Below are 26,084 nucleotides of genomic sequence, written 5' to 3'. Positions count from 1 at the left end.
CATAAAATGAGCAGAGTTTTTAAAATGAGTTTTAGTGGTATTTATAAAATGTACATCGAAAAAGCGGAACGAAAAGATCGAACAAAAGACGAAGTCGATGAAATTATTTATTGGCTGACTGGTTATGACGAGGCATCATTCCAAGCGCAATTAGAAAAAGAAGTCAACGTCGAGACTTTCTTTGCGGAAGCGCCTCAAATGAATGAAAATACTTCATTGATCAAAGGGGTAATCTGCGGTTATCGAGTAGAAGATATCGAAGATCCTTTAATGCAAAAAATTCGTTACTTGGATAAATTAATCGATGAATTAGCCAAAGGCAAAAAGATGGAGAAAATATTACGAAAATAATCGCAAAGGGTGTGACAGAAGTCTTGTCACACCCTTTTTTTGATTAAACGGTGTTCCAGCTTTTTTGGAAATAAGCCGAAATTGCTTGAAGCTGTCCACTTCCATCATAACCTCTGTTTTTGGACCCAGCTAAAAGTAGCTGAGAACGATTCTAAATTGGACGTGATTTGCTGAGTGGTATCGTGCTGTCAAAAGCGGCGGACAGATTCTGATCGACGGGTATTTTTTTCCAAAATCGCTAGTTGTTTTGTGGTATACTACGTAGGAAACTATTTTTAAAGGAGGAGCCTTATGGCAGAGAAAGAAACGTTTTATATCACATCGCCAATTTATTATCCTAGTGGCAAACTGCACATTGGGAATTCTTATACAACGATTGCCTGTGACGCGATCGCTCGCTATAAACGCATGATGGGCTTTGATGTGTTTTATTTGACCGGGGTTGATGAACATGGACAAAAAATTGAAAAGAAAGCCGATGAACTTGGCGTAGAACCTCAAGAATATGTAGATAAAATGGCAACGGACATCAAGAAATTATGGAAGACGCTGGACATCAGCTACGATAAATTCATTCGGACCACGGATGATTATCATCAAGCGGCGGTCAAAAAGATTTTTGATCAGTTATTGGATCAAGGCGATATCTATCTTGGTGAATATGAAGGCTGGTATTCAGTCTCAGATGAAGAATATTTTACAGAAACACAGCTGGCTGAAGTCTACCGTGATGAAGAAGGCACTGTGATCGGCGGAAAAGCTCCAAGCGGTCACGAAGTTGAATTGGTTCGTGAAGAATCTTACTTTTTCCGTATGAGTAAATATGCGGATCGTTTATTGGAATATTACGATAATCATCCAGAATTTATTCAACCAGAGTCACGTAAAAATGAAATGGTCAACAACTTCATCAAGCCAGGTTTAGAAGACTTAGCTGTTTCACGGACGACCTTTAAGTGGGGGATCCCAGTCAATGCGAATCCAAAACATGTAGTGTATGTTTGGATCGATGCGTTATCAAACTATATCACCGCTTTAGGTTATGGGTCAGATGACGACAGTCTATTCCAAAAATATTGGCCTGCTGACGTTCACATGGTAGGAAAAGAAATCGTTCGTTTCCATACGATCTACTGGCCAATCATGTTGATGGCACTCGATTTGCCGTTACCGAAAAAAGTTTATGGCCACGGCTGGTTGATGATGAAAGACGGCAAGATGTCGAAATCAAAAGGGAACGTAGTCTATCCAGAGATGTTAGTGGAGCGCTATGGTCTTGATGCATTGCGCTATTATTTGCTGCGGGCTGTGCCATTTGGCTCAGACGGCGTCTTCACACCAGAAGATTTCGTTTCGCGGGTAAATTATGATCTAGCCAATGATTTAGGCAATTTGTTGAACCGGACAATCGCAATGATCAACAAATATTGTGAAGGTACGGTACCGGCTTATAAATCATTAGTCACTGAATTTGATAGTGAATTATCGACAACTGCTGCGAATGTAGTCAGTCGTTACCGAGAAGCAATGGACAAAATGGAATTCAACACGGCGTTGGCAGAAGTTTGGACGTTAGTTTCGCGGGCAAATAAATATATCGATGAAACTGAGCCTTGGGTTTTAGCAAAAGACGAAGAGCGCAAAGCTGAGCTTGACAGTGTGATGGTCCATTTAGCTGAAAGTTTGCGGATCGTAGCGATTCTCTTGCAGCCAATCATGACACAATCACCAAAACGTATTTTTGATCAATTAGGTTTGAATTCAGAAATGATGAACCTTTCAACGATCCACTTTGGAGAATTTCCAGAAAATACGAAAGTGACGCCAAAAGGCCAACCGATCTTCCCACGTTTAGATATGGATGAAGAAGTCGCTTATATCAAAGCAAAAATGACTGAAGGTGGTCAACCTGAAGAAGAAAAGATCAAATGGGACCCAGAAGAAACAGAACTGGTATCAGTCAAAGACAAACAAATCAAATTTGATGTGTTTGAAAAAGTCGAGTTGAAGGTCGCAGAAGTCATGGAATGCAAACCAGTCGAAGGCGCGGATAAATTATTACAATTCCGTTTAGATGCCGGCGATGACCAAGATCGGCAAATCCTTTCTGGAATCGCACAATTTTATCCAGATCCAGAAGCTTTGGTCGGGAAAAAATTAGTGATCGTAGCTAACTTGAAACCGCGTAAAATGCGCGGTGAGATCAGCCAAGGCATGATCTTGTCAGCAGAAGCACCAGACGGAACATTAAAAGTAATAGAAGCCCCTAAAATGATGCCAAACGGCGCGATCGTTGGGTAAACTAGGAGGATGTGACGCTTGTCACGTCCTTCTTTTTTTGAAAAAATAGTGAGAAATCGCGGCTTCGGAAATAAGTTGAAATTTTACAAAAAAATAAACAGTAATTTTTAACAATTCCTGCTTATTCTTGAAGCTCGCCGCTTCTATTACGATTTTTTTTATAAAAAGCCGAGAATATTTTTACTGGAAATAGTAAAGATTTGAATAAGCACAGCTTCCGATCTGCGTAACTGTTTAAAAAATCTGCTATAATACAAGTACACGAAAGATAATTGTTATGCGATATTTTAACTCATTTTGATGAAATTTAATCAAACTGGCGTAACTATAGGGTTACAAGGATGTATTAGAAGGAATTGGGAATACATCGTTTAAACGAGAAATAGTTAATTTTAGTAATAGTCAACACCCTCAACTTTAAAATAATAAATATTGATTAGTTAGATAGCCCGCTCAAGTTTGAGTGGGCTATCGTTCATTTTATAGCGGTTTTTATTCTAAATCTATTCGCAAAATGCGTCCATTTGATTAAAATATACCATTTATTTTGATTATACCAAATTTCTAAAAAAGTGGATGAAATGCCGTTAAATCAACATCTTTTTATCCGGTACCACTTGAATAAAGCGCAATTATTTTATATAATTGCATAAAATCATTCTATTCTAAACTTGGGATAGTATGGGTAATTATTTTATTAATTTAAAAAATACCATGTACAAGAAATAATTGATGTTCACATATTACCTATCAAAGTTTTATTGAATGAAGGTTAATTTTATAAGCAGTTATATGCACTATTCTGGGGGAAATTATTATGAAATGGACTTACTTGTGGGAAGGTACATTAGACGAAAAACTTGCCATGGCTGAAGAACGGTGGTCAGGGAAGGACTTTTTGTCGGATGTTAGAACTACAGAGATTCCTGAAGAATTTTATCACTACTTTCAATCTTTGCAGCAGCAAATGCAACAACTTTTAGCTGAAGATGTGGATGATAAGCTTGAATATTTAAGAGAAGTTATGGATTTGGATGCAAAGATGGCATTCTTAGTTCGTGAGTTAGCTTCTGGATTTCCTGAAAATTTTGAAGATTATTTGGTCCATGAAAAAAAATTCTATTGGCATGATTATATTTTGAATACGAGTTATGGTGAAAATACAATCATCCATCGACTTTTAGTTTTGAGCAAAAATGATTCAGATCTTTATTTCTAATAATAATCAGAATTTTTTTAATCAATCGAAAACGTAGAGGAATGTGAAATCTAGCGCGCTCCTATCGAGAATAAGTCTGTAAACGATTCAGGGTTGATGCAGACGCAGTTAAAACAAGCGAAAAAGCCAAAAATCGATCAGCGATTTTTGGCTTTTTTATATCTTTTTTGGCAAAGAATCAGGCATGCAAGACTTCGAGCATTTTTTCATTGAAGTCCGGCAGATCATCCGGTGTCCGGCTGGTCACTAATTTTCTATCGACGACGACCGGCTCATCTTTGACTGTGGCACCAGCGTAACCGATATCGGGGCGAACAGTCGTATAAGCGGTCATTGTGCGTCCTTTGGTCAAGCCAGTTTGAATGAATAACTGCGGACCGTGGCAAATTGCAAACAGCGGTCGGTCCTTTTCTAAGAAGTAGGCGACAAACGAAACAAAACGCGGATCGCTGCGCAGTTGATCGGGTGAAAATCCGCCAGGGATCAGTAAGGCATCAAATTCTGCTGGCTTCACTTCATCGATCCCTTTATCACTGGTAAATTTGGTTCCTTTTTTACCGGTAATCTCTTTTTGAGCTTCAAAGCTGATCAAAGTCACTTCGTTTCCATCTTTTTCAAGGGCTTCTTTTGGAGAGGTTAGTTCAATATCTTCTACTAAATCGGTTGCGAGAATAGCAATTTTTTTGGTCATTGATTCGACTTCCTTTCCTATTTGTTAATTTCAGCCTAATCGATTCCTAGCAACAATTCAATTAATTCGTTTTATTTCTTCAAAAAAATAAGTTTTTTTAACTGAATTTCCAACAGGAATTTTGTGAGAAACAATTGCTCAACTCGTCAGTTTTTAGTGAAACAACATAAGAGATTTGAATGATTTCAGTGACTGTTACGAACTTGAAGCAGTATCGAGTTTAGCTAAATGCAAGTCACATTCAAAAAAGCCGCTAAGAAGAAGTCTTCTTAACGACTAATGTTTCATTGCTTGCGATGGCGTCCGAAATAGTTTTTTAAAGCGTTTTGGCAAAATAAGTGAAAGCAATTCAAATGGTGTAGCTAAAATCGTCCAAGCGACTTGGCGAACATTTGGATGGAAATAATACACTTGCAGCAATACAAAATGCAATAATAACAATCCGGGTAATAGTTCAAGGCCGATTTGCCAAGGTGCATCCCACTGTGTCAAGGAGCGAAGCACACTCAACCCTAGGGGATACAAATAAAATAGGGAAGTGACTAGATTCACCCGCCAGCTTTTAGTTAATAAACGAATATTTAATAAGAAGAAAAGTGCGGAAAGAACGATTCCAATCGGTGGAAACAGACTGACTAAAAAAGAATAAAGCGCGCCGAAAAATAAAATTCCTGGTCCTTTGATTAAGGCGGAAAAGAGTACCAAAATTCCGATCAGCAACAACTGCTGTTTGATCGCGGCCACACACAGCAAACTAAATAAAGCCAATGTCGCCCAATGCCAGAAACTATTCAATGGTTCCTTGCTGGGATATTTTTGTTTTAAGTAGCGGGCAGTTTTAGGAAATTCTTGTTGGAAATTAAGCATAGGAGCCCTCCTTTAGTTGTAGTATAGAGCGAAACCTTGTCGGAAACATCCGACTTTTGGCGGATTTCATCGTAGACTTTTGGACAAAGCTGGCTAGATTTTTCGTTAGTTTTTGCGGATTGTGTTAAAATAAGTTGATTTTAGAGAAGAGGTCAGAGGAGACTTTTAGAAAATAAGTTAGCGAAGTAGGAGGATTTTAAATGATTTTTGATTCACATACGCATTTAAATGCGGAACAATTTGAAAACGAGATTCCAGAAACCGTTGAACGCGCTCGTGAGCTTGGTGTGACAGAGATGGCAGTCGTGGGTTTTGACACACCGACGATTGAAAAAAGTTTGGAGTTAAATCAACAATACGATGGAATTTATTCCATCATCGGCTGGCATCCAACCGAAGCGGGAAGTTACACTAAAGAAATTGAAGAAGATTTGATCAAGAAGCTGACACTGCCGAAAGTCGTTGCATTAGGGGAGATTGGTCTTGATTATTATTGGATGGAAGACCCAAAAGAAGTCCAAGCCAAAATTTTTCGTCGGCAAATTGCTATCGCAAAAGAAATGAACCTTCCAATCAGTATCCACACACGCGATGCATTGGAAGACACTTATCAGATTTTACAAGAAGAGGACATTCGCGATATCGGCGGGATCATGCATAGTTTCAGCGGCAGCGGAGAATGGGCGAAACGCTTTTTAGATTTAGGGATGCACGTATCTTTTTCCGGTGTAGTGACATTCAAAAAAGCGCTGGATGTGCAAGAAGCGGCAAAAATCGTGCCAATCGATAAATTATTAGTAGAGACCGATGCGCCTTATTTGGCGCCAATGCCTTATCGCGGCAAGCGGAACGAACCCGGTTATACACGTTATGTCGTTGAGAAAATTGCGGAATTGCGGAATTTACCGTTAGAAGAAGTCGCGTACCAAACGACTCAAAATGCTCATCGGCTGTTTAGGATCCCAGCACATGGCTAAAGAACGAATCGAAGAAATCATTGTCGTTGAAGGAAAAGACGATACAAAACGTTTAAAAGAAGTCTATGATGTCGATACGATTGAGACGCGCGGATCAGCGATCGATGAATCAATCTTGGAACAAATCGAGCATGCACAAGAAACCCGCGGCGTGATCGTCTTTACAGATCCTGATTTTTCGGGGGAAAAGATTCGTAAAACAATCATGGAGGCTATTCCCGATGCCCAGCACGCCTTTTTATCGCGACGGATGGCGGCACCGCAAAAACGCGGTAGCAGTCTAGGCGTTGAACATGCTAGCGACGAAGCGATTATTGAAGCGCTGCACAAAGTCGTGACACCCGCGGCTGATGATGACTTCAAAATAGCTAGACAAACACTGTTAGATTATGGTTTAATAGCGGGAGCTCAAGCCCGTGAACGGCGGGAACGGTTAGGCGATGAATTGAAAATCGGCTACACGAATGCCAAACAATTGGAAAAACGGTTAGCGATGTTTCGGATCACCGAAGCACAATTGCAGATGGCAATGAGGAAAGTAGAGGAAAACTTGTGAACAAAGACATAGCAACACCTTCGAGAACCCGCGAGATTTTACAAAAACACGGATTCTCATTTAAGAAAAGTCTCGGTCAAAATTTCTTGACGGATCCTAATATTTTACAAAAAATCGTCGCTGCGGCTGAAATCGATGAACATACTAATGTAATCGAAGTTGGTCCGGGAATCGGCGCATTAACAGAACATTTAGCGCGTGCAGCGCATCAAGTCTTGGCTTTTGAGATTGATGATCGACTGATCCCAGTCTTAGCCGACACATTGAGTCCTTATAACAATGTCAAAGTCGTACATCAAGATATTTTGCAAGTTGATCTGAAAAAAGAAACCGATTATTTTGATCAAACAGGTCCGATCAAAGTTGTGGCCAATTTGCCGTATTACATCACGACTCCGATCATGATGCATATTTTAGAATCCGATCTTATTGTTGATGAACTGGTCGTTATGATGCAGCGAGAAGTCGCAGATCGAATATCAGCTAAACCAGGAACAAAGGCTTACGGATCCCTATCGATCGCTGTCCAATATTATATGGAAGCGACGACGGCTTTTATCGTGCCTAAGACCGTGTTTATCCCGCAGCCTAATGTCGACTCGGCAATTTTACGGTTAGTCCGCCGCAAAACACCGGCTGTTGAAGTAACCAACGAAGCCGAATTCTTCAAATTGACCAAGGCGTCTTTTATCTTGCGGCGCAAAACATTATGGAATAATTTATTGAACAGCTACGGCAAAGATGACGCGGCTAAAAGTTGGTTGGAAAGCAGTTTGCAACAAGCAGAGATCGACCCGAAACGTCGTGGCGAGACCCTTTCGCTGGAAGAATTCGCTCGCTTGTCGAATGCGCTGGAAGCCAATAAAAAATAAGCCGCTCGTTTAAAAATTTTCTGCTTTTTTACTCGCTTCAGTTCTTTTTATTTCGTTAAATCCACACAAAATTTGCCATACAAAACGAAACTCGCCTATAATAGAAGACATAAATCTATTCTTGGAGGACACAATGAAAAAAATTATCATTGGATTAATCGTGATCGTACTTGGTGCTGGCGGCTATTACGCTTACACTACTATGAATAACAAAGAAACAACGAAACAAGAGACACGTAAAACGTCGATCAAACAAGTAGAACCGAAAAAAGCTGGGGAGACGATCAAAGCTAGCGACTACAGCAATTCGGATAACTGGCTAGCTAAGCCAACTGAAATCACGAGTCAAGCAGATGTCTTCATGTTGTATCCAACAGCTTATGCCCAAAAAAATAAAAATTCATCCCCTATCGCTAAAATTGGCGACGCATCAATGCAGGCTGGGGCACAAGTGTTTTTAGCTAGTCAAGGATCTGCCTTTGAATCAAGCGGCAATATCTTTGCGCCGTATTACCGTCAGTTAGATGCTAATTGGCTGTATTCAAAATCAAAAGCGGAACAGACTGAATATGTTGACGGTGTACCTAAAGCCGATGTGTATGCGGCGTTTGATTATTATATCAAACATGAAAATAACAATCGTCCATTTATTTTAGTCGGCCACACGCAAGGGGCTCGGATGATCAAAGCGATCATGTATGATTATTTCAAAAATAATCCAGGGGTCAGCGACCGAATGATTGCAGCTTATGTCCTAGGTCAATCGGTTACCCAACAAGAGATGAATGACAATCCACAAGTGAAATTTGCGACAGGACCAGATGATACGGGTGTCGTAGTATCCTATAACACAGTTGCTCCTAATTTTTCCGGTGAATTACCAACCTGGGATGACGGGGCGCTAGCGATCAATCCAATCAATTGGAAAACAGACGGTACTCCAGCAACAGCTGAGGAAAACTTAGGTTCTTATGTCCGCAGTGAATCTGGCGATTATACGAAAGTCATGAATCTTGCTGACGCAACCGTCGATACCACAAGAGGTTTAGTCGTTTCTTCAACAGTGGACCAAGCCGAGTATGAAATGCCGGAAAGCACTCGCGAGCTTTATCCAGCGGGATCGTATTTAAATAATGATATTAGTTTCTATTACTACAATCTGCAGCAAAACGCAGAAAATCGCGAAGCGCAATACTTTGCGGCCCATCCGCAATAAAGTCTATCAACTAAAAAAACGCTCAAACCTTGAAAATGGTTTGAGCGTTTTTTTATTTTAGTATCAGATTATTTAATCCAAGCTCTTATCCAAAATTGAGCGGAGAACAGTTTCTCTTAGTTCAACGGAGTTCACGTTATTCTCAACTTCATACTTTTGGACAAGCAGATCGCATAAATACAATTGCGAGATTTTTCCTGCCAATGAAGCGCCGTCTAAAAATTCCTCGATTGCCGTTTGCAAGACGATGTCTGCCAGCTGAGCGATGGGCGAGAGTAAATAATTGGTGATCGCGAGGATCTTCGCGTGATTTTTTTTCGCGATATTTAATGAATCATACGTGTCTTTAGTTCTTCCAGAAAGTGAAAAACCGATGACTAGATCTTGTTCAGTCAATAGTGAAGCAATCTGCGCTTGAAAATGTGGATCAACAACTGAGCGTGCCTGAACGCCTACGCGCAATAACATCGCTTCTAGATCATTACCGGTATTTCCACTTGAACCGACGCCGAAAATATAGATTTGCTTTGCTTGGGTGATCAATTGAACGGCTTGAGTCAGTTTGTCGCTATCTAACCGCTGATTGGTTGTTTGCAATGCTTTGTTGATCGTCAGCGTACGTTTTTCAAAAAAATCTGCCGCTTGCGAATTCTCCTGCTGCTTGCTGAAATCTTCTTTCGCGATCGCTATTTTTAAATCAGAGAAACCTGAAAAACCAATTTTTTGGCAAAAACGAATGATCGTACCATCGCCAACATTTGCCGCTGCTCTAATATCGCTCATCGTACTATAAACAATTTTTTCTCCGCTGGACAAAATATAGTCGGCGATTTTTTTTTCGGATTTTGTCAAAGTTGAGTAATTCTCATGGATCGTATAAGTAATGGACATTTGTTCTCCTTTTGTGAATACATTGTCAACTTGAATTATACGTCAAAAAAGTTTTTTTTTCATTTGCTATTTACTTTTTTGAAAGCGCATGCTATATTTTTGGAGTAATAATCCATGATATTTTAAAAATTGGAGTGAAAATGGAGTATGAAGAAAAAAGAGTTTTTGAATGCAATCAAAGGTGGCTTGATCGTTTCTTGCCAAGCCTTGCCGGGGGAACCGCTCTATACAGTAGAAGGCGGGATCATGCCATTGATGGCCTTGGCGGCAAAAGAAGCAGGCGCAGTTGGGATTCGAGCGAATACGGTGCGAGATATTTTACAAATCAAAGAAAAAGTCGAGCTGCCGATCATTGGGATCATTAAGCAGACGTATCCAGATTCAGAAGTATTTATCACACCTACGATGAAAGAAATCGATGCGTTGGCAGCCACAGGAGTTGAAGTTATTGCGCTTGACTGTACGTTGCGAAAGCGGCCAGATGGACAATCGATCAATCAATTTATCCAACAGATCAAAGCAAAGTATCCTGATCAATTGTTGATGGCTGATATTGCGACATATGAAGAAGGAATCAATGCTTGGCAAGCAGGGATCGATTTTGTGGGAACAACTTTAAGAGGATACACAGCAGCCGCGGCTTCATCCAGTGAGGAATTAGTCAAAGCGTTAGTTGCTGCAGATATTCAAGTGATTGCGGAAGGACAGATCCATACGCCGAAAGAAGCGAAGAAGATTCAAAATCTGGGAGCGGCAGGAATTGTTGTTGGCGGCGCGATCACTCGACCAAAAGAAATTGCAGCACGTTTCATCCAAGCGTTGACCAAGAAAGGAGAATAACAATGTTTAAGAAATTTTCACAGTTAGGGCGGGCATTTATGCTGCCAATTGCTATCTTACCAGCGGCCGGTCTGTTATTGGGACTAGGCGGCGCGCTGACGAATAAAAGTGCAGTCGCTGCCTATCCCTTTTTAGATCAACCGTGGCTGCAAACGATCCTCAGCGTGATGAGTTTTGCTGGGAATGCTGTTTTTGCGAATCTGGCGCTAATCTTTGCAATCGGAATTGCAGTCGGTCTTGCTAAAGGCGACAAAGGGACAGCTGGCTTAGCCGGGGGCGTAGCATTTTTAGTTTATACTGCGACGATCAGCGGCTTATTAGAATTATTTGCAGGCAAAGATGCCAGTATCGACACTGGGGTAGTTGGTTCGATTGTGATTGGTGGGACCGTCGCATTCTTGCATAATCGCTATCGAAAAATTGAGCTTCCGCAATTTTTAGGATTTTTTGGCGGTTCGCGTTTTATCCCGATCGTTTCTTCTTTTAGTGCGATTGCAATCGGCTGTGTTTTTTATCTGATTTGGCCGCCGATTCAAAATGGGCTGGTTGTAGTAGGACAGCAAATTGCGCAAATGGGCAGCATTGGTACATTCTTTTATGGATTCTTGCTTCGTTTGACTGGTGCGGTAGGATTGCATCACACGATTTACCCAATGTTTTGGTACACTTCATTAGGCGGCGTAGAGACGGTTGCCGGCCAATCAATAGCTGGCGCACAAAATATCTTTTTTGCTCAACTGGCAGATTCTAGCCATACGGGATTATTCACTTATGGAACACGCTTTTTTGCCGGACGTTTCGCGACGATGATGTTTGGATTGCCGGCGGCTTGTTATGCGATGTATCGTGCGATTCCAAAAGAAAATCGGAAGAAAAACGGCGGCTTATATTTTAGCGGCGCGTTGACTTCTTTCTTAACTGGAATTACTGAACCGATTGAATACATGTTTTTATTTGTTGCACCATGGCTGTATGTCATTCATGCATTCTTAGATGGTTTATCATTTTACTTTGCGGACATTTTAAATATTCGAATCGGAAATTCATTTTCTGGCGGCTTGATCGATTTCTTATTATTTGGTGTTCTACAAGGAAATGATAAAACAAATTGGCTGAAAGTCATTCCATTCGGGATTGCCTGGGCGTTGATTTATTTCTTTGTATTTAGTTTCTGTATCAAAAAATTCCGCGTAGCTATTCCAGGAATGACCGAAGAAGAATTTTCTGATGAACCAGCTGACTTTGGCTCAAAAACTTTGCAGGAAGAATCTTGGCAGATCATTGAAGCACTAGGTGGCGATGAAAATATCGAAACAGTCACGGCCTGCGCAACACGCTTGAGAGTCGCTGTAAAACAAGGAGAGAAAGTTCAACAATCAGTATTCAAAAGACTTGGTGCAACGGCTGTCTTCGAAGTCCAAGGCGGGATCCAAGCCGTTTTTGGCGGGAAAGCCGATTTATACAGTCAAGAGATCAATCAGTTATTAGGGCGCGATGATTAATATCAAAGATTGGAGCAAAAAGTAATGTTTGAACGATTTAAGAAAAAAAAGACCGCTTTTTTTACACCTGTCGATGGTATTTTCGTCCCATTGACAGCTGTTTCAGACCCTGTTTTTTCTCAAAAAATGATGGGCGAAGGTTTTGGGATTCAACCAACTTCAACAAAGATCTACTCACCGATCAAAGGAGTAGTAACGACGATTTTCCAGACGAAGCATGCGATTGGTTTAACGAGTAAATCGGGTACAGAAGTGCTGCTTCATATCGGATTAGACACCGTTGAATTAGCAGGACGTCCTTTTGAGGTCTTAGTTCAAGTGGGGCAAATAGTTGATGAAACGACATTATTAGTTAAGGCTGATTTTGAGCAGATTCGAGCAGTCGGAAAAGACGATGTTGTTTTAACGTTGCTGACAAATGGCGGAGAAAGTTTTGATACACTGGATAAAAAACAGGTTGCACACGGTGAATTATTAAAAAGATAATTTAGTACATTTTCAAATTCAGTCGTTTTTAAGTTATTGCATCGACTATTCGTAGATAAAAAGGGTTTGACAAAAGAATGTGGACCAGTTATTCTTACCTTATAATAATATTAAAACACGATGAGAAAGAAAGTAGAGATAACGATTTCCAGCAGAGAGTCTCGGCAGCTGAAAAGAGATGGAACGCAATTATTTTGAAAATGGCTTTTGAGTGGATTTTCTGACTAGTTAAGAAGATACGGAAAGGTTCCGTTAAACAACAGGAGTCTCCCAGTTTGGGGTACTTGTCGAGGCGGTGCTCGTGAGAACACTGTGGATTAAGGTGGTAACGTATATCTATTATACCCTTAGACAGTTTTTAGCTGTCTAAGGGTTTTTTATTATTTAAAAAAGGGGAAGATAGTATGAGTAAGATTCCATTTCGTTTTGATCAAGTAGGCAGTTTATTAAGACCCGAGAAGTTGAAAAAGGCGCGTGAAGCGTTCAAACAAGGAACGATCACAAAAGAAGCATTAACTAAAGTTGAAGATGAAGAGATCCGCAAAGTAATCCAAAAGCAAAAAGAAATCGGATTGCAGGCAGTGACGGATGGCGAGTTTCGGCGGCGCTGGTGGCATCTAGATTTCATTGCGGGACTTAATGGGATCACTGTTTATGATTTCGAGACGACAGCTTTCGGGATCACCACTGAAGCACAGGGAACTTTTGTCAGTGGTCCGCTGTCATTTGATCCTGCGCATCCGTTTTTAGCTCATTTTAAATTTACAAAGGAACAGGCGGGCGAGACCGTTGCCAAACAAACGATCCCTGGACCTAACATGATTTTTTTAGATTCTTTCATCCTGTCGAAACAATATCATGAACAGCCTGTGTATGCTGACAAAAAAGAATTTATTCAAGATTTAATCGCTACTTATCAAGCGGCAATTCAAGCTTTTTATGATGCCGGCTGCCGCTATTTACAATTAGACGATACTAGCTGGGGCGGACTATTTGATGACCGATTCCGCGAATTGATCGCAAACAACGGCTATGATCCAGACGAATTGATCCAAGAGTTTGGTGATATAACAGAAGCCGTTTTGGCTGATAAGCCTACTGATCTAGTAGTAACCTTCCATTTTTGCAAAGGAAATTTCCAATCTCATTGGCTGTACAATGGTTCATACGATAAAATCGCTGAACGTTTATTGTCCATCACCCAATTCAACGGCTTCTTCTTAGAATTTGATGACGAACGTTCTGGCAGCTTTGAACCGTTGAAAAATATCCATGATCAGCGAATCGTTTTAGGCTTAGTTACTACGAAGTCACCTGAATTAGAAGATAAGACCGTCTTGAAACACCGGATCAAAGAAGCGACTGAGTTTGTTCCTTTGGAGCAGCTTTGTTTAAGTCCACAATGCGGATTTTCTTCTACTCATGAAGGAAATAAAGTCACCGAAGCAGATCAATGGAAAAAATTGAAACTAGTAATCGAAACGGCGAAAGAAGTTTGGAACGATTAGCGAAGCGGGGGTGTGACAAAAGTCTTGTCACGCCCCTTGTTTCTTGAAGCTGCCCACTTCTGTCGCAATCTCATTTTGTAAAAAGATCCACAAGCACGAAGTTCGAAAAAATGATTTTCATCTCCTATAGTAAGAAAAGAATGAAAGAGGAGGAAAATCATGATGGACTATCGTGTTTTGCTTTATTATAACTATACAAAAATTGAAGAGCCGGAAATGTTTGCTAAAGAGCACTTGGCTTTTTGCCGTAGTTTGGGGATCAAAGGCCGCATATTAGTTGCTCCAGAAGGAATTAACGGGACACTTTCAGGAACAAAAGCAGCGACGGATCGCTATATGCAGCAGTTATTGTCGGATGAACGTTTTAAAAATACTTATTTTAAAATAGATAAGAGCGACGGTCATACGTTCAAAAAATTATTTGTCCGTCCACGAACCGAATTGGTGGCATTGCATTTAACTGAAGACGTTGATCCTCAGCAACTGACGGGAAAATATTTAGAACCGCAGGCATTTCGTACGGCTTTGCTCGCCGAAGATACTGTCGTGATTGATGCTCGCAATGATTATGAATATGATCTAGGTCATTTTCGCGGAGCAATTCGTCCTGAGATCCATAATTTTCGCGAATTGCCAGCATGGATCCGCGAGAATAAGGAACGATTTATGGATAAAAAAATCGTAACGTATTGTACCGGCGGGATTCGTTGTGAAAAATTTTCTGGTTGGCTGCTGCGAGAGGGTTTTGAAGATGTCGCCCAACTTCATGGCGGAATCGCAGCTTATGGAAAAGATGAGGAAACTCGCGGCGAACTTTGGGATGGAAAGATGTATGTTTTTGATGAGCGGATTGGCGTAGAAATCAATCAAGTGGATAAAAAAGTTATCGGGAAAGAGTGGTTTGACGGAAGCCCTTGTGAGCGCTACATCAATTGCAGCAATCCTGAGTGCAATCGTCAGTTTCTTGTTTCTGAAGAAAACGAAGAGAAATATTTAGGTGCGTGCTCGATCGAATGCGCAAAGCATTCGAAAAATCGTTACGTAAAAAATCATCAATTGCCAGCGAGCAAATGGGCGGATCAGCTGGATTTTTTAGAAAAAGCACAAAAGAATTGATATCGGTCTCCTAGCTGTCTTGACACATCCGCTTTTTTAAACTAAACTTAGGAACGAATTAAGTGTCTTGACATATCAAGGAGGATGAAATGAAAAATAATTCTGTTAGAAATTTGACGATCTCGGCGTTATTGATTGGATTGGGGATCTTGATCCCAATGGTCATGCCAAAAATTGTGATCGGACCAGCATCATTTACTTTAGCGAGCCACGTACCAGTATTTATTGCGATGTTCTTCTCACCGTTAGTTGCGATTGCGGTCGTTTTTGGAACGACGTTTGGCTTTTTTATCTCAACGACACCCATTATCGCGTTACGGGCGTTCTCTCATTTGATCTTTGCGGTGATTGGCGCAAAATATTTGCAAAAACATCCTGAGATCGTTTTGAAAAATGGAAAATTCACGTTAGCAAATGGCCGTTTCCAAGTTTTCAATTTAGTGATCGGCGGCATTCATGCGGTTGCTGAAATGCTTGTAGTCTCAGCTTTTTATTTCATGGGGAATATGCCAGATACTTTTTATTCGCAAGGTTATCTGTATACGATTTTTCTCTTGATGGGAGTTGGCGGATTGATCCACAGCTTGGTTGATTTCAATATCGCTTACTTTGTGGCAGGTGCGTTGTACAAGCAGTTCAACTTGCCAATCTTTGAAAAAGCAATCAAACAGGAAAAGAAATTGAAAAAAGCAATCGTTTAAACCATGATTATTATCATGGTTTTTCTTTATTTCAAATTAATAAAAACGAGATAGTTTGAAATGTTCATAATTTTATTTTATATCATCTAAAAAAAGACCTTTTATTTGCTGAAATTTAAGTTATATTCTAGTCATAATCATTATTAATTAGAAAATGAGGGTGGCTAGATGATCAGAGTTTTAGTTTTGACCAAAAATATTTTAGCAGAAGAAATTATCACTAATAAATTGCAATATTTAAATTATGAGGTTTTTTGTTCTACCAGTATTTTAGATGAGCTCCAAATGAATGGGCGAATGACAGATTTAGTGGATCACTTTCCAATCATTATTATTGGTGAAACAATCTCAAGTTATGAGATGGAATGGCTGCTGCCTAAACTGAGCAATCGAGGACAAAGTATTTTACGCGAAGTGGATCATCCAATCACTGAGAATGAACGCGCGGCATTAAAAGAACATGGGTTGAGCGGGGCGGTCCAAAACAGCGACTCAGTCGAATCATTGCGTGAGCAGTTGGCAGAAGTGGCTGCGCAATATCGCGTTCGGACATTTACGCCGATTATTTCGGAAAAAGAAACCATCGCTGAAAAAGAGCAAGGACTTTCAGCTTTGACCTTGGTCAATCTATCTTCACTTGAGCTGCAAGTCTTGGAGAAATTGCGTAATCAATGCGGCGAGATCATTTCTCGTGACGAGTTGTGCCTATCGTTGTGGGGCAATGTTTCGCAGTCTCGTTTAGCTCAGCTGTCTTCTTTGATAAAAAATATCAAATTAAAGCTGGAAACACTTGAAATGGATCGCGAAGTTATTCAAACGATTTGGGGCAAAGGGTATCGTATTCGAAAAGAAGGCGCGATTCTGAATAAATAGTAGTGTCGAGAAAAAGTGATCCTGCTTTTTCTTGGCACTTTTTCATTTGCAAACTTAAAACGCTGCGTTCTTTCTGCCAGCTATGCTAAAATGAATCATATCCTAGTTCATATGCTTGTACCTTTTAAATGAACGAAAATTTGAGGTACTGGAATCGAACAATTATTTTAACTAAGGAGTAAGAAAAGTGAAAAAAAATATTTTGGTGAGTTTGATGGTTTTGTCGGCGGTCGTACTTTTAGCCGCTTGTGGAAATTCAGGTTCGAAGCCAGCGACTAAATCGAGCAAAACAACGGACTCAATAGCAGAAACGCAAACATCCGAATCTACAAAAACGGAATTGACAGTGACTGAAGAAGTTAATCAACTAATGCAAGAAATGACGTTGGAAGAAAAAGTCGGGCAACTATTCATGGCCCGTGTGCCGGAGCAAAACCAAGTGGCGGATATCCAAACGTATCATCTCGGCGGTTATTTGCTGTTTGATCGCGACATGGAAGGCAAAGGCCAAGCTGAAGTAAAGCAAGCCATCGCAAGTTATCAGTCAGTCAGCAAAACGCCGCTGTTTATCGGATCAGATGAAGAAGGTGGCAGCGTTAGCCGTTTAAGCAGAAATCAAATCGTCTCGCCGGCTTTTAAAAGTCCGCAAGCGTTGTACAAAGAAAACGGCTGGGAAAGTATCACTCAAGAAATTGATCGGAAAGCCCAAGTTTTTTCGGAGTTAGGCATTCAGTTGGGAATGTTTCCGGATGCGGATGTATCAACAGACCCGCAATCATTTATCTATGATCGAACGATTGGAATGGACGCGGCCGGAACTAGTCAGTATGTCAAATTAAGCGTGGAAGCAATGAAAAAACAAAAACTTGGTTCGACATTGAAACATTTTCCAGGTTATGGCAATAATCGTGATTCTCATGTGGAAATTGTGACGGATGATCGTTCAATAGAGGAATTACGAAAAAATGATTTCTTGCCTTTTGAAGCGGGAATCAAAGCAGGTGCTGACAGCATCATGGTTTCTCATAATATTGTTAAAGCCATTGACGGGGATTTCCCCGCTTCAATCTCAAAACCGGTACATGATGTGATTCGCAACGAGCTCGGATTTACTGGCGTAATCATGACAGATGATATGGACATGGCGGGGCTGGCAAACTTTATTTCTCAAGAAGAGGCTGGATTGCAAGCGTTAAAAGCTGGAAATGATCTAATTTTATCTTCAAGTTACAGCACGCAGATTCCCTATGTTTTAACTGCTATCCAAAATGGAGAATACAGTGAAGAGCAATTGGATCAATCAGTTGCCCGTTTATTGAAGTGGAAAATCGAATTAGGTTTGATGGAGACAATTAAGCAGTAGCAGACGAAAAGCGAAATAATTAATGGCACTAGAAAAATTATTATAAATTAGGAGGGATTTTTATGTATTCTATTCGCTTGAGAAACGAACTAGTGATCAAATAATCAGCGTTTGACGAACTTCTTGTTTGTTCAAACGACAAACAAAGGAGCAATTATGGAAAAACAACAATGGAGAAAAAAATATTTAACAATTTTATCTGGTCAGACGGTATCTTTGATTGGAAGTTCCGCCGTCCAATTTCCCCTGATCTGGTGGCTGACTAACGAATCAAAATCAGCGATCATGCTGTCTTTAGCCGGGTTATCGGCGTATTTGCCTCAGCTATTCTTAGGACCTTTTGTCGGTGTTTGGCTTGATCGACTGAAGCGAAAATATATTGTGATTTTTGCGGATTTATTCATGGGTCTAGTCGCACTCGTTTTATCCTTTTGGTTTTTATTAGGAAATCCGGGCTATTTAGTTGTGATCGCAGCATTGTTTTTACGAGCGTTGGCAAATGTTTTTCACACACCTTCGATTCAAGCAATTGTCCCATTATTAGTCCCAGAAGAAGAGTTGGTCCAAGCGAATAGTTGGAATCAATTTTTGCAATCCGGTGCGTTTATGTTAGGTCCGGTTATAGGTGCAGCAATGTTTGCTGTAATGCCTTTATGGCTGATTTTGTTAACGGATTTGATTGGTGCTTTAGCAGCCTGTGTGACGTTATGGATCGTTGAAGTTCCCGATGTTCCGCGCAGTGAAGAAAGTATGCAACATTATTTGAAAGAGTTAAAGGCTGGTTTTGCTGTCTTTAAAGAAGATCCGCCGCTGTTAGTAGTGACATTCTTCTCCTTTTTTATTATGATTTTCTATTTGCCATTGGGCGTTTTATTTCCTTTGATGACAAATGTGCACTTTGAATTATCGGCCTGGTTTGCCAGTATAGTTGAATTTTCTTATGCTGTTGGAATGATGCTCAGTGCCTTTTTGATCGGAATAAAGAAGAATTGGCAAGAAAAATTACTAGCTTCTCAACTAGCAAATGTCGGTTTGGCTATTACATTTATCGGCAGCGGATTAGCTCCGGCAAATCTAACTGGTTATTGGCTGTTCATTTTCTTCTGTGTCTTGATGGGCGGTGTTGGGAATCTATACAATATTCCGTTTACTTCTTACTTACAAGAAACAGTCCCGCCAGAAAAATTAGGACGCGTCTTTTCACTATTTGGCAGTGTGATGTCAGGTGCGATGCCGATTGGTCTATTGTTGGCTGGACCTTTATCAGAAAAATTTGGAATTGCTCGGTGGTTCTTGATTTCAGGTTTTCTAACACTAATCATCAGTCTTTTATGTTTGGCGTTTTACCGTCGAGCGAGGGTAAAAAAGAATCAGCAGGCGAGTTAATTTGCCTGCTGATTCTTTTTGTCTGCAACTTGAAATAGTTGTAATGATTCTATTGAAAGGTTCATCAGCTTTGAGAAAATTGGGCTTGGTAGAGCTTTTTGTAATAGCCGTTTTTTTGCAGGAGTTCGTGATGCTGACCGATCTCGACGATTCTCCCGTGATCGAGTACAAGGATCTGATCGGCATTTTGGATTGTTGATAAGCGATGAGCGATGACGAAACTCGTATGATCGTTCATCATAGCGAGAAAAGCCCGCTGAATTTTTTGTTCGGTCAACGTATCGACAGAACTAGTGGCTTCATCAAGGATCAGCATGGCTGGACGGCTGATCATGGTGCGAGCAATGGTCAATAACTGTCGTTGACCATCAGAAAGTTTGATTCCCGCTTCACCTACAAGTGTGTCCAATTTGTCAGGTAAGCGCATGACAAAATCGTACATGTAGGCATCTTTTAAAGCCGCGTAGATTTCTTCATCGGTTGCAGATTTCCGACCGTAGCGTAAGTTTGCTCGCAAACTAGTGTCTAACAACCATGTTTCTTGCAGGACCATCCCGAATTGCCGGCGCAAGCTGTCGCGGGTCAATTGGCGAATGTCGGTCCCATCGATTGTGATTTTGCCTTGATCGACTTCATAAAAACGCAGCAGCAAATTCACTAAGGTCGATTTTCCGGCACCGGTTTTTCCGATGATCGCGATCGTTTCCCCCGGCTCAACAGTCAAGTTGAAGTCTTCAATCAGCGGTTGATCTTTTTGATAGGAGAAAGCCACCTGATCAAAAACAACTTTTCCTTCCGCTGTAGACAATACATGTGCAGCAGGATCATCTGCTTGTTCGATCGGTTCTTTTAATAATTCAAATGAACGATCAAGCCCGGCGACCGCTGTTTGGATTTGGATCGTAATCCCAGAAAGTTCGATAAAAGGTTTGGTGAATTGACTGGAATAGATCGTGAAACTGGAAATGATCCCGATCGTCACATCGCTGTTTGTTTTCAACGCTAATAACCCTCCGACAAGTCCCACGGTCAAATAGGCCAGATGATCGACAAAACGTGAAGCAGGATTGGTTATGGCAGAAGCAAACTGAGCTTTTTGACCCCGCACATATAATTCTTGGTTCAACGCTTCGAAATTCACTTGGTTTTGTTCTTCACGCTGGAAGGCTTTGACGATTTTTTGATTGCCGACCATTTCTGTAATGAAACCTGAGATCGAACCGACTAATTGTTGCTGGCTAGTGAAGTATTGCTGAGACGTTCGAGCAACGATATACGTCAATAAAAAGATGATAGGTGTCGCTGCTAAGACAACTAATGTCAGCAATGGGCTAAGAAATAACATAAAGACTAAAGCGACTAAAACGACAGTCATTCCAGAAAAGACTTGATTAAAAACGGCTGAAATTGCAGTCGAAATAGTATCCATATCATTCGTAAAACGGCTGACGATATCACCTTTAGAACTTTGATCGTAATAACTTAAAGGCAATCGATTCAGATGAGCAAAAGTTTCTTCCCGCAATTTAGCGACAGAATCAAAGGCGACAGTATTTCCTAGACGTTGAATAAAGTATTGGCTGACGACCGTCACTAAAAAGATTCCGATAAACAATTGAAGAATCTGAAAGAGCCGCTCAAAATCCACGGCACCTTGATTGACCATCTGATCGACAGCTACCCCGATATAATAAGTCATCAATACAGAAGTGATCCCGCTGGCGATGCCTAAAACAATCGCAGCGATCAACTCTTTCGGATAAGCCGCAAGATAAGGAAGAAACAATTTTAACGAACGAAAGAAATTCTTTTTGATCATTGGAGTGCCTCGCTTTCTGCTTGAGATTCGACCAACTCTTGATAAAGTTCAGAAGTTTGCAAGAGTTCTCCGTGGCGGCCCTGAGCCGCAATTCTCCCATTATCCAGCAACAAGATCGTTTCAGCAGCTTGAAGCGAGCGAAGGCGCTGGGAAATAATGATGACGCCGCAATCTAGATCGCGTTTTAACGCTTGCCGCAACTCTAAATCAGTCTGATAATCCAAAGCAGACAAGGAATCATCTAGAATCAAAAGTTTTGGTTTGCGGATCAACGCGCGGGCAATCGTCAAACGTTGCCGCTGTCCACCGGAAAAGTTTTTCCCATTTTCTAAGATGACAGTATCTAAACCCTCCGGCAGTGTTTCAACAAATTCAGCGGCTTGAGCGGTAGCCAGTGCCGCCCAGCATTCTTCATCGGTGGCATTGGGTTTTCCCCATTGCAGATTTTCGCGAATCGTTCCGCTGAATAAAACAGCGGTTTGTGGAACGAGCGCGATCATTGAACGTAAATTGTCTAACGACCAGTCTTTGACATTGCTGCCGGCAAAATAAATCGCTCCTGCAGCGGTATCATAAAATCGTGGGATCAAACTGATCAACGTCGATTTGCCGCTGCCAGTCACGCCGGTAATGCCAAGAATTTTATTTTTTTCCAAAGTAAAAGAAACAGCCTGCAAAGCTAGTCCTGATTTTTCAGTATAACGAAAGTCTACATTATCAAATACAACTAATGGAGCTTGTTCAGCTGTTTGGTGTACGGTACCAGAATCGATCAACGTTGAATCGGTGGCAAAAACTTCATTGATTCGATTGGCTGACGCTGCTGCCCGAGTAAAAAGAATGACTAAGTTTGAGACGACGATCAAAGCTAAGAGCATTTGATTCATATAATTGATCAAAGCTAAAATCTGTCCTTGTTCCAAGTGTCCAATATTTACTTTAAAACCGCCAAAATAAAGCAAAGCGACAACACCAGCGTTCATGATCAAAGTCGTAGTAGGAGAAAGTAGTGCCGAGATATTCGCAACATTTTGATTCAAACGAGAGATTTCTTCGGTTTCTTTAGTAAAATGATCGGTCTCGGTCTTTGTTCGAGCAAAGGCGCGAATGACCCGCACACCGCTTAGATTTTGAGTGACCAGCTGATTCAATTGATCTAATTTTTGCTGGATCTTTTTGTATAAGGGAATTGAAAAATGGATAATCAAAAATAAAATCAGACAAAACAGCGGCAATAAAATCAAGAAAATGAGCCCCATCTGCCAATCAATATAAAAAGCCATAATGACAGAACCGATACTTAAAAAAGGCGCACGAACGACTAAGCGGATCAACATCGCTAAAGCACCTTGCATTTGATTGATGTCGTTAGTCATACGAGTGATCAGAGTATCCGTCCCAAAGCGGTTCAGCTCTTGATGTGAAAAACGATTGATTTTTTCCATCAGACGATTTCGCAGAACTGTTCCGAATCCTTGCGAGGCAATCGACGCATAATATTGACAGATCAGCGCACAAATCAGACCGACAAGCGATAGTCCCAACATAGCGATTGTCATCTCGATTACCTTTTCTTGATCGTGCTGCGCGATGCCTTCATCGACTAAGCGGGCCATGAATAACGGCAAGATCAGTTCGAAGACGGCTTCTAAGAATTTGAAAAAAGGGCCGAGGATAATCTCCTTGCGATAATTTTTAGCATAACGTAAAAGTTGAAACATATTCGTTCCTCCAATAAATAAAATAGCTGACACGTAAAATAGAATTGCTTCTATTGTAACGTATTTGTCAAACTGTTCCGAAAGTTAAACGCTGAAAGCCGAAATTTCGAGCAGTTCTTTTGGGGTAAGATGTTAGCTGATTGGGAAAGTTTTCAAACTCAGCTAAGTGATTTGTAAAAACTAGCATTTTCTTGTTATCCGTGGAATAATTGAGTTCGAGAATAGGGGGCATAAAATGGAACGAGAATTTACCAACGTAGTGCTATTATTTTTTTGTTATTCGTTGATCGGCTGGTTGTGGGAGACGGTCTATTGTTCGCTCAAAGCGAAACATTTTGTGTATCGCGGTTTTTTATTGGGCCCGATCACGCCGATTTATGGTTTTGGAGTCGTCGGCGTTTTATACTTGATCGAGCCGTACCAGCAGAATCTCGTCTTGCTGTTTGTCTTAGCACTACTATTAGTGACGGTATTAGAATATCTCACGAGTTTTCTATTGGAAAAAATCTTTCATTTATCACTCTGGGATTATAAAGACGTACCGTTGAATATCAACGGCCGAGTTGCAGTACCGGTATCGATTTTTTGGGGATTGGCCTGCGTTTTCATTGTCCGTGTTTTAAATCCGTATCTAATGAACCTGATTACCGAATGGCAACAGCGTTTTGGTATTTTTCTGCCAATGATCTTATTGATGATTACGAGCTTTGATTTAGGTTTTACCTTAGCCAACCTAGCTTCATTACGCCAAGCAATCAACAAGATGAATTTGACGATCCAAGACAAAAAAGAACAGCTTTCTTCTGACTTTGGTGAATTGAAAGTCGCGGCAGAGGAGCGTTTGCAAAATCGTCAATGGCTGACAGAACTCAAGGAACAACCAGAGTGGCGCAAGCAATTACCTAAGTTGAATTTTCAAGAACGCCGCTTTTTGAATGGTTTCCCAAATATGAAATCAAAAGATATAATAGGTCCTTTAGCAGAGATTCGGCAGTTGGCTAAAGAGTTGCGGAAAAAATAATATTACAAAAACATGACAAAAAGATTGTTCTGGCGATGCTTGCGGGAATAATCTTTTTTCTGTAGCTAAAATAAAATAGGCTGCGATGTATTTAAAATCACTTTATTTTGTAATGAAATGTAATATTGCTGAAACAAAAAGCCATCTTTTTTTTCGTATAATAACGAAGGGTAAATAGAAAGGTGGACTTTTTAAGTGAAAAAGCAAATGTTTGGGTTCGCAGCGACACTGTTGTTAGGCGCTAACGTACTTTTACCAGTCTTTGCACAAGCAGAGTCACTGAATGAATTAGATAAAAAAGAATCTGCGATCACTCGTCAAAGCGATAAAATCAGCGGAGAATTACAGATCGCATTGAATGATGTCAATGAAAAATATCAAGAAGTCAATGATATTCGAACAAAGATCAGCCAAAATGAGGCGACTTTGAAAAAAATAAAAACCGATATTACAGAAACCGAGCAAAAGATCGAGCAGCGGAAACTAGCAATCGCTGAACGGATGAAAACGGCGCAAGTCAATAGTATGACCAATCGTTCCATCACGGCATTATTGGAAGCCAAAGATCTAGGCGAATTTCTGGACCGGGCATTTGCGATGTCAGTGATCCAAAATGCAGAAAAAACAAAGGTAGCCAGCTTAGGCGAAGCTAAAGATAAATTGACCGAGTTGAAAGTTACGCAAGAAAAAACACAAGTACAACTAAAAAAAGACAGCCAAAGTCTTGAAGCTGAAACGACTAAACTGGACAATAAAATGGCGAATTTAAAACAAGAACTGGCCGATAATAAAACAAGTTTAGAAAAAATCAGCCAAGACAAAGAAGTCGAGAAAGCCCGGGAAGCTGCTGAAAAAGCGCAAAAAGCGCAAGCGGAAAAAGAAGCGAAAGCCGAAAAAGCGGCTCAAGCAGAAAAGGCTGCACAAGCCGCAGCTGCGAAAAAAACAGAGGAAGCAGCCAAAGTTGCAGCAGCACAAGAAAAAGCGCAAGCTGCTTCACAGGCAGCTTCACAAGTTTCAAAACCAGCTAGTTCACAACAAACGACGACAAGTGAACAACCAAAACCGGCAGCCGAAAAGCCGGCTGAACCAAGCACGCCGACAACTTCTGGTCGGACCCTGCAAATGGAATCGACTGCGTATTCTTGCGCGGAGTCAGTCAATACTTACTTTACGGCGATGGGAATCGATTTACGCCAAAATCCGCAAGTCGTCGCGGTCGATCCAAGCGTCATCCCACTAGGATCAATGGTGGAAGTCTCTGGGTACGGAATTGCGATTGCGGGCGATACCGGCGGCGCGATCAAAGGAAACATTATCGACTGCCACTTCTCAACTGTTGAAGAGTGTATCCAATGGGGCCGCCGCTCTGTCACAGTGACAGTTATTAGTTAAATGAAAGAACCGTTTGAATTTTTAAATTCAAACGGTTCTTTTTTAATAGTTACAAGTCGGGTTCTTATTTTATCTGATCATTAAAGCAAAGTGCAGCGAACGATTCCGAATCATTAAATAGTTTGCCAATAAAGCTGATTGCTGGATGCACAATCAGCTTTTTCAGGTTCAAAGAAAATCTTGAGGAATAGATTGAAAAAATCAGTTTTTTCACAAATACTTTAGCTGATACCGAAAAAAGCCGATAACAAAGCGGGAACCAGCCTTTTTTAATAGATATTTTGCATAATTAAATTATTTTAATGTAATTTTTACGCATAAAATATTATTTTTAAATATATCTTAATTGTCAAATTAAGTTAGACAAATCATCAATACTTACGTAACTCAAAAATACTTCCAAAGGTGTTCGATA

At 40.6% G+C, this 26,084-nt stretch carries 23 protein-coding genes; 18 read left to right on the top strand and 5 right to left on the bottom strand.

Features of this window, described 5'->3' with window-relative positions:
- Positions 1-6: 6 nt before the first annotated feature.
- The 3 genes from FFM63_RS08720 to FFM63_RS08710 all read left to right on the top strand — a co-directional run bounded on the left by FFM63_RS08720 (position 7) and on the right by FFM63_RS08710 (position 3,871).
- Positions 7-351 (top strand): DUF2200 domain-containing protein, encoded by a 345-nt coding sequence (locus tag FFM63_RS08720; protein WP_137609907.1) that lies wholly within the window; start codon positions 7-9, stop codon positions 349-351.
- A gap of 291 nt (positions 352-642) precedes the next feature.
- Positions 643-2,652: a methionine--tRNA ligase gene (metG, locus tag FFM63_RS08715; RefSeq protein WP_137609906.1), complete on the top strand. Its 2,010-nt coding sequence runs from the start codon at positions 643-645 to the stop codon at positions 2,650-2,652.
- An 817-nt stretch (positions 2,653-3,469) separates the two neighbouring features.
- Positions 3,470-3,871, top strand: a complete 402-nt coding sequence (locus FFM63_RS08710; protein WP_137609905.1) for a hypothetical protein — start codon at positions 3,470-3,472, stop codon at positions 3,869-3,871.
- A 178-nt stretch (positions 3,872-4,049) separates the two neighbouring features.
- Here FFM63_RS08710 and FFM63_RS08705 read toward each other — a convergent pair whose 3' ends face one another.
- Both FFM63_RS08705 and FFM63_RS08700 read right to left on the bottom strand, forming a co-directional pair.
- Positions 4,050-4,562, bottom strand: a complete 513-nt coding sequence (locus FFM63_RS08705; protein WP_137609904.1) for a type 1 glutamine amidotransferase domain-containing protein — start codon at positions 4,560-4,562, stop codon at positions 4,050-4,052.
- A 276-nt stretch (positions 4,563-4,838) separates the two neighbouring features.
- The gene (locus FFM63_RS08700; RefSeq protein WP_137609903.1) at positions 4,839-5,429 is read right to left on the bottom strand and encodes a hypothetical protein; all 591 of its coding nucleotides are present in this window, start codon (positions 5,427-5,429) and stop codon (positions 4,839-4,841) included.
- Between the two features lie 200 nt (positions 5,430-5,629).
- Between FFM63_RS08700 and FFM63_RS08695 the strand changes: the two genes are divergently transcribed.
- The 4 genes from FFM63_RS08695 (at position 5,630) to FFM63_RS08680 (ending at position 9,050) form a co-directional block, all read left to right on the top strand.
- Positions 5,630-6,406 (top strand): TatD family hydrolase, encoded by a 777-nt coding sequence (locus FFM63_RS08695; protein WP_137609902.1) that lies wholly within the window; start codon positions 5,630-5,632, stop codon positions 6,404-6,406.
- The gene (rnmV, locus tag FFM63_RS08690) at positions 6,399-6,962 is read left to right on the top strand and encodes a ribonuclease M5 (RefSeq protein WP_137609901.1); all 564 of its coding nucleotides are present in this window, start codon (positions 6,399-6,401) and stop codon (positions 6,960-6,962) included. The genes FFM63_RS08695 and rnmV overlap by 8 nt, the downstream gene beginning before the upstream one ends.
- Entirely contained in the window at positions 6,959-7,834 is an 876-nt protein-coding gene (gene rsmA / locus FFM63_RS08685) for a 16S rRNA (adenine(1518)-N(6)/adenine(1519)-N(6))-dimethyltransferase RsmA (RefSeq protein ID WP_137609900.1), read from the top strand. Before rnmV ends, rsmA begins: the two co-directional genes overlap by 4 nt.
- A 133-nt stretch (positions 7,835-7,967) precedes the next feature.
- A complete protein-coding gene (locus FFM63_RS08680; protein WP_137609899.1) occupies positions 7,968-9,050 on the top strand; it encodes a DUF3089 domain-containing protein in 1,083 nt (360 codons plus the stop codon).
- 72 nt (positions 9,051-9,122) lie between these two features.
- Here the strand turns inward: FFM63_RS08680 and FFM63_RS08675 are convergent, their stop codons facing one another.
- Positions 9,123-9,941: a MurR/RpiR family transcriptional regulator gene (locus FFM63_RS08675; RefSeq protein WP_137609898.1), complete on the bottom strand. Its 819-nt coding sequence runs from the start codon at positions 9,939-9,941 to the stop codon at positions 9,123-9,125.
- Between the two features lie 147 nt (positions 9,942-10,088).
- On the opposite strand from FFM63_RS08675, the gene FFM63_RS08670 reads away from it, so the two are divergent.
- The 9 genes from FFM63_RS08670 (at position 10,089) to FFM63_RS08630 (ending at position 19,716) form a co-directional block, all read left to right on the top strand.
- On the top strand, positions 10,089-10,781 hold the full coding sequence (locus FFM63_RS08670) for an N-acetylmannosamine-6-phosphate 2-epimerase (RefSeq protein ID WP_137609897.1): 693 nt from the start codon (positions 10,089-10,091) through the stop codon (positions 10,779-10,781).
- Between the two features lie 2 nt (positions 10,782-10,783).
- Positions 10,784-12,283: a PTS transporter subunit EIIC gene (locus tag FFM63_RS08665; RefSeq protein WP_137609896.1), complete on the top strand. Its 1,500-nt coding sequence runs from the start codon at positions 10,784-10,786 to the stop codon at positions 12,281-12,283.
- Between the two features lie 24 nt (positions 12,284-12,307).
- Positions 12,308-12,769, top strand: coding sequence for a PTS sugar transporter subunit IIA (locus FFM63_RS08660; RefSeq protein ID WP_137609895.1), 462 nt, complete (start codon positions 12,308-12,310; stop codon positions 12,767-12,769).
- Between the two features lie 404 nt (positions 12,770-13,173).
- Complete coding sequence (locus tag FFM63_RS08655; protein WP_137609894.1) at positions 13,174-14,277, top strand: 5-methyltetrahydropteroyltriglutamate--homocysteine S-methyltransferase; 1,104 nt, start codon at positions 13,174-13,176, stop codon at positions 14,275-14,277.
- Between the two features lie 162 nt (positions 14,278-14,439).
- Positions 14,440-15,393, top strand: a complete 954-nt coding sequence (gene trhO / locus FFM63_RS08650; protein ID WP_137609920.1) for an oxygen-dependent tRNA uridine(34) hydroxylase TrhO — start codon at positions 14,440-14,442, stop codon at positions 15,391-15,393.
- Between the two features lie 89 nt (positions 15,394-15,482).
- Positions 15,483-16,094 carry a hypothetical protein gene (locus FFM63_RS08645; protein WP_137609893.1) on the top strand — a complete coding sequence of 204 codons (612 nt, stop codon included), beginning with the start codon at positions 15,483-15,485 and terminating at the stop codon, positions 16,092-16,094.
- Positions 16,095-16,262: 168 nt separating this feature from the next.
- A complete protein-coding gene (locus FFM63_RS08640) occupies positions 16,263-16,967 on the top strand; it encodes a helix-turn-helix domain-containing protein (RefSeq protein WP_137609892.1) in 705 nt (234 codons plus the stop codon).
- A 187-nt stretch (positions 16,968-17,154) separates the two neighbouring features.
- A complete protein-coding gene (locus FFM63_RS08635; protein ID WP_137609891.1) occupies positions 17,155-18,330 on the top strand; it encodes a glycoside hydrolase family 3 protein in 1,176 nt (391 codons plus the stop codon).
- A gap of 156 nt (positions 18,331-18,486) precedes the next feature.
- Positions 18,487-19,716 carry an MFS transporter gene (locus FFM63_RS08630; RefSeq protein WP_137609890.1) on the top strand — a complete coding sequence of 410 codons (1,230 nt, stop codon included), beginning with the start codon at positions 18,487-18,489 and terminating at the stop codon, positions 19,714-19,716.
- 64 nt (positions 19,717-19,780) lie between these two features.
- Here FFM63_RS08630 and FFM63_RS08625 read toward each other — a convergent pair whose 3' ends face one another.
- Together FFM63_RS08625 and FFM63_RS08620 are read right to left on the bottom strand one after the other, a co-directional pair.
- Entirely contained in the window at positions 19,781-21,535 is a 1,755-nt protein-coding gene (locus FFM63_RS08625) for an ABC transporter ATP-binding protein (protein WP_137609889.1), read from the bottom strand.
- Positions 21,532-23,256, bottom strand: a complete 1,725-nt coding sequence (locus tag FFM63_RS08620) for an ABC transporter ATP-binding protein (RefSeq protein ID WP_137609888.1) — start codon at positions 23,254-23,256, stop codon at positions 21,532-21,534. The genes FFM63_RS08625 and FFM63_RS08620 overlap by 4 nt, the downstream gene beginning before the upstream one ends.
- A 235-nt stretch (positions 23,257-23,491) precedes the next feature.
- Between FFM63_RS08620 and FFM63_RS08615 the strand changes: the two genes are divergently transcribed.
- Both FFM63_RS08615 and FFM63_RS08610 read left to right on the top strand, forming a co-directional pair.
- Complete coding sequence (locus tag FFM63_RS08615) at positions 23,492-24,277, top strand: putative ABC transporter permease (protein ID WP_137609887.1); 786 nt, start codon at positions 23,492-23,494, stop codon at positions 24,275-24,277.
- A gap of 195 nt (positions 24,278-24,472) precedes the next feature.
- Positions 24,473-25,669 (top strand): 3D domain-containing protein, encoded by a 1,197-nt coding sequence (locus tag FFM63_RS08610; RefSeq protein WP_137609886.1) that lies wholly within the window; start codon positions 24,473-24,475, stop codon positions 25,667-25,669.
- Positions 25,670-26,084 lie beyond the last annotated feature (415 nt).

This window comes from Enterococcus pingfangensis, from assembly GCF_005405205.1.
Taxonomy (GTDB): domain Bacteria; phylum Bacillota; class Bacilli; order Lactobacillales; family Enterococcaceae; genus Enterococcus_A; species Enterococcus_A pingfangensis.
The sequence above is the reverse complement of the archived record's forward strand: the minus strand, read 5'-3'. Positions and strand labels throughout refer to the sequence as shown.

Bases quoted from the DNA above. Each gene is read 5' to 3' on its own strand.
- FFM63_RS08720 (WP_137609907.1), top strand. From the start codon at position 7: ATGAGCAGAGTTTTTAAAATGAGTTTTAGTGGTATTTATAAAATGTAC.
- metG (WP_137609906.1), top strand. From the start codon at position 643: ATGGCAGAGAAAGAAACGTTTTATATCACATCGCCAATTTATTATCCT.
- FFM63_RS08710 (WP_137609905.1), top strand. From the start codon at position 3,470: ATGAAATGGACTTACTTGTGGGAAGGTACATTAGACGAAAAACTTGCC.
- FFM63_RS08705 (WP_137609904.1), bottom strand. From the start codon at position 4,562: ATGACCAAAAAAATTGCTATTCTCGCAACCGATTTAGTAGAAGATATT.
- FFM63_RS08700 (WP_137609903.1), bottom strand. From the start codon at position 5,429: ATGCTTAATTTCCAACAAGAATTTCCTAAAACTGCCCGCTACTTAAAA.
- FFM63_RS08695 (WP_137609902.1), top strand. From the start codon at position 5,630: ATGATTTTTGATTCACATACGCATTTAAATGCGGAACAATTTGAAAAC.
- rnmV (WP_137609901.1), top strand. From the start codon at position 6,399: ATGGCTAAAGAACGAATCGAAGAAATCATTGTCGTTGAAGGAAAAGAC.
- FFM63_RS08680 (WP_137609899.1), top strand. From the start codon at position 7,968: ATGAAAAAAATTATCATTGGATTAATCGTGATCGTACTTGGTGCTGGC.
- FFM63_RS08675 (WP_137609898.1), bottom strand. From the start codon at position 9,941: ATGTCCATTACTTATACGATCCATGAGAATTACTCAACTTTGACAAAA.
- FFM63_RS08670 (WP_137609897.1), top strand. From the start codon at position 10,089: ATGAAGAAAAAAGAGTTTTTGAATGCAATCAAAGGTGGCTTGATCGTT.
- FFM63_RS08665 (WP_137609896.1), top strand. From the start codon at position 10,784: ATGTTTAAGAAATTTTCACAGTTAGGGCGGGCATTTATGCTGCCAATT.
- FFM63_RS08660 (WP_137609895.1), top strand. From the start codon at position 12,308: ATGTTTGAACGATTTAAGAAAAAAAAGACCGCTTTTTTTACACCTGTC.
- FFM63_RS08655 (WP_137609894.1), top strand. From the start codon at position 13,174: ATGAGTAAGATTCCATTTCGTTTTGATCAAGTAGGCAGTTTATTAAGA.
- trhO (WP_137609920.1), top strand. From the start codon at position 14,440: ATGGACTATCGTGTTTTGCTTTATTATAACTATACAAAAATTGAAGAG.
- FFM63_RS08645 (WP_137609893.1), top strand. From the start codon at position 15,483: ATGAAAAATAATTCTGTTAGAAATTTGACGATCTCGGCGTTATTGATT.
- FFM63_RS08640 (WP_137609892.1), top strand. From the start codon at position 16,263: ATGATCAGAGTTTTAGTTTTGACCAAAAATATTTTAGCAGAAGAAATT.
- FFM63_RS08630 (WP_137609890.1), top strand. From the start codon at position 18,487: ATGGAAAAACAACAATGGAGAAAAAAATATTTAACAATTTTATCTGGT.
- FFM63_RS08625 (WP_137609889.1), bottom strand. From the start codon at position 21,535: ATGATCAAAAAGAATTTCTTTCGTTCGTTAAAATTGTTTCTTCCTTAT.
- FFM63_RS08620 (WP_137609888.1), bottom strand. From the start codon at position 23,256: ATGTTTCAACTTTTACGTTATGCTAAAAATTATCGCAAGGAGATTATC.
- FFM63_RS08615 (WP_137609887.1), top strand. From the start codon at position 23,492: ATGGAACGAGAATTTACCAACGTAGTGCTATTATTTTTTTGTTATTCG.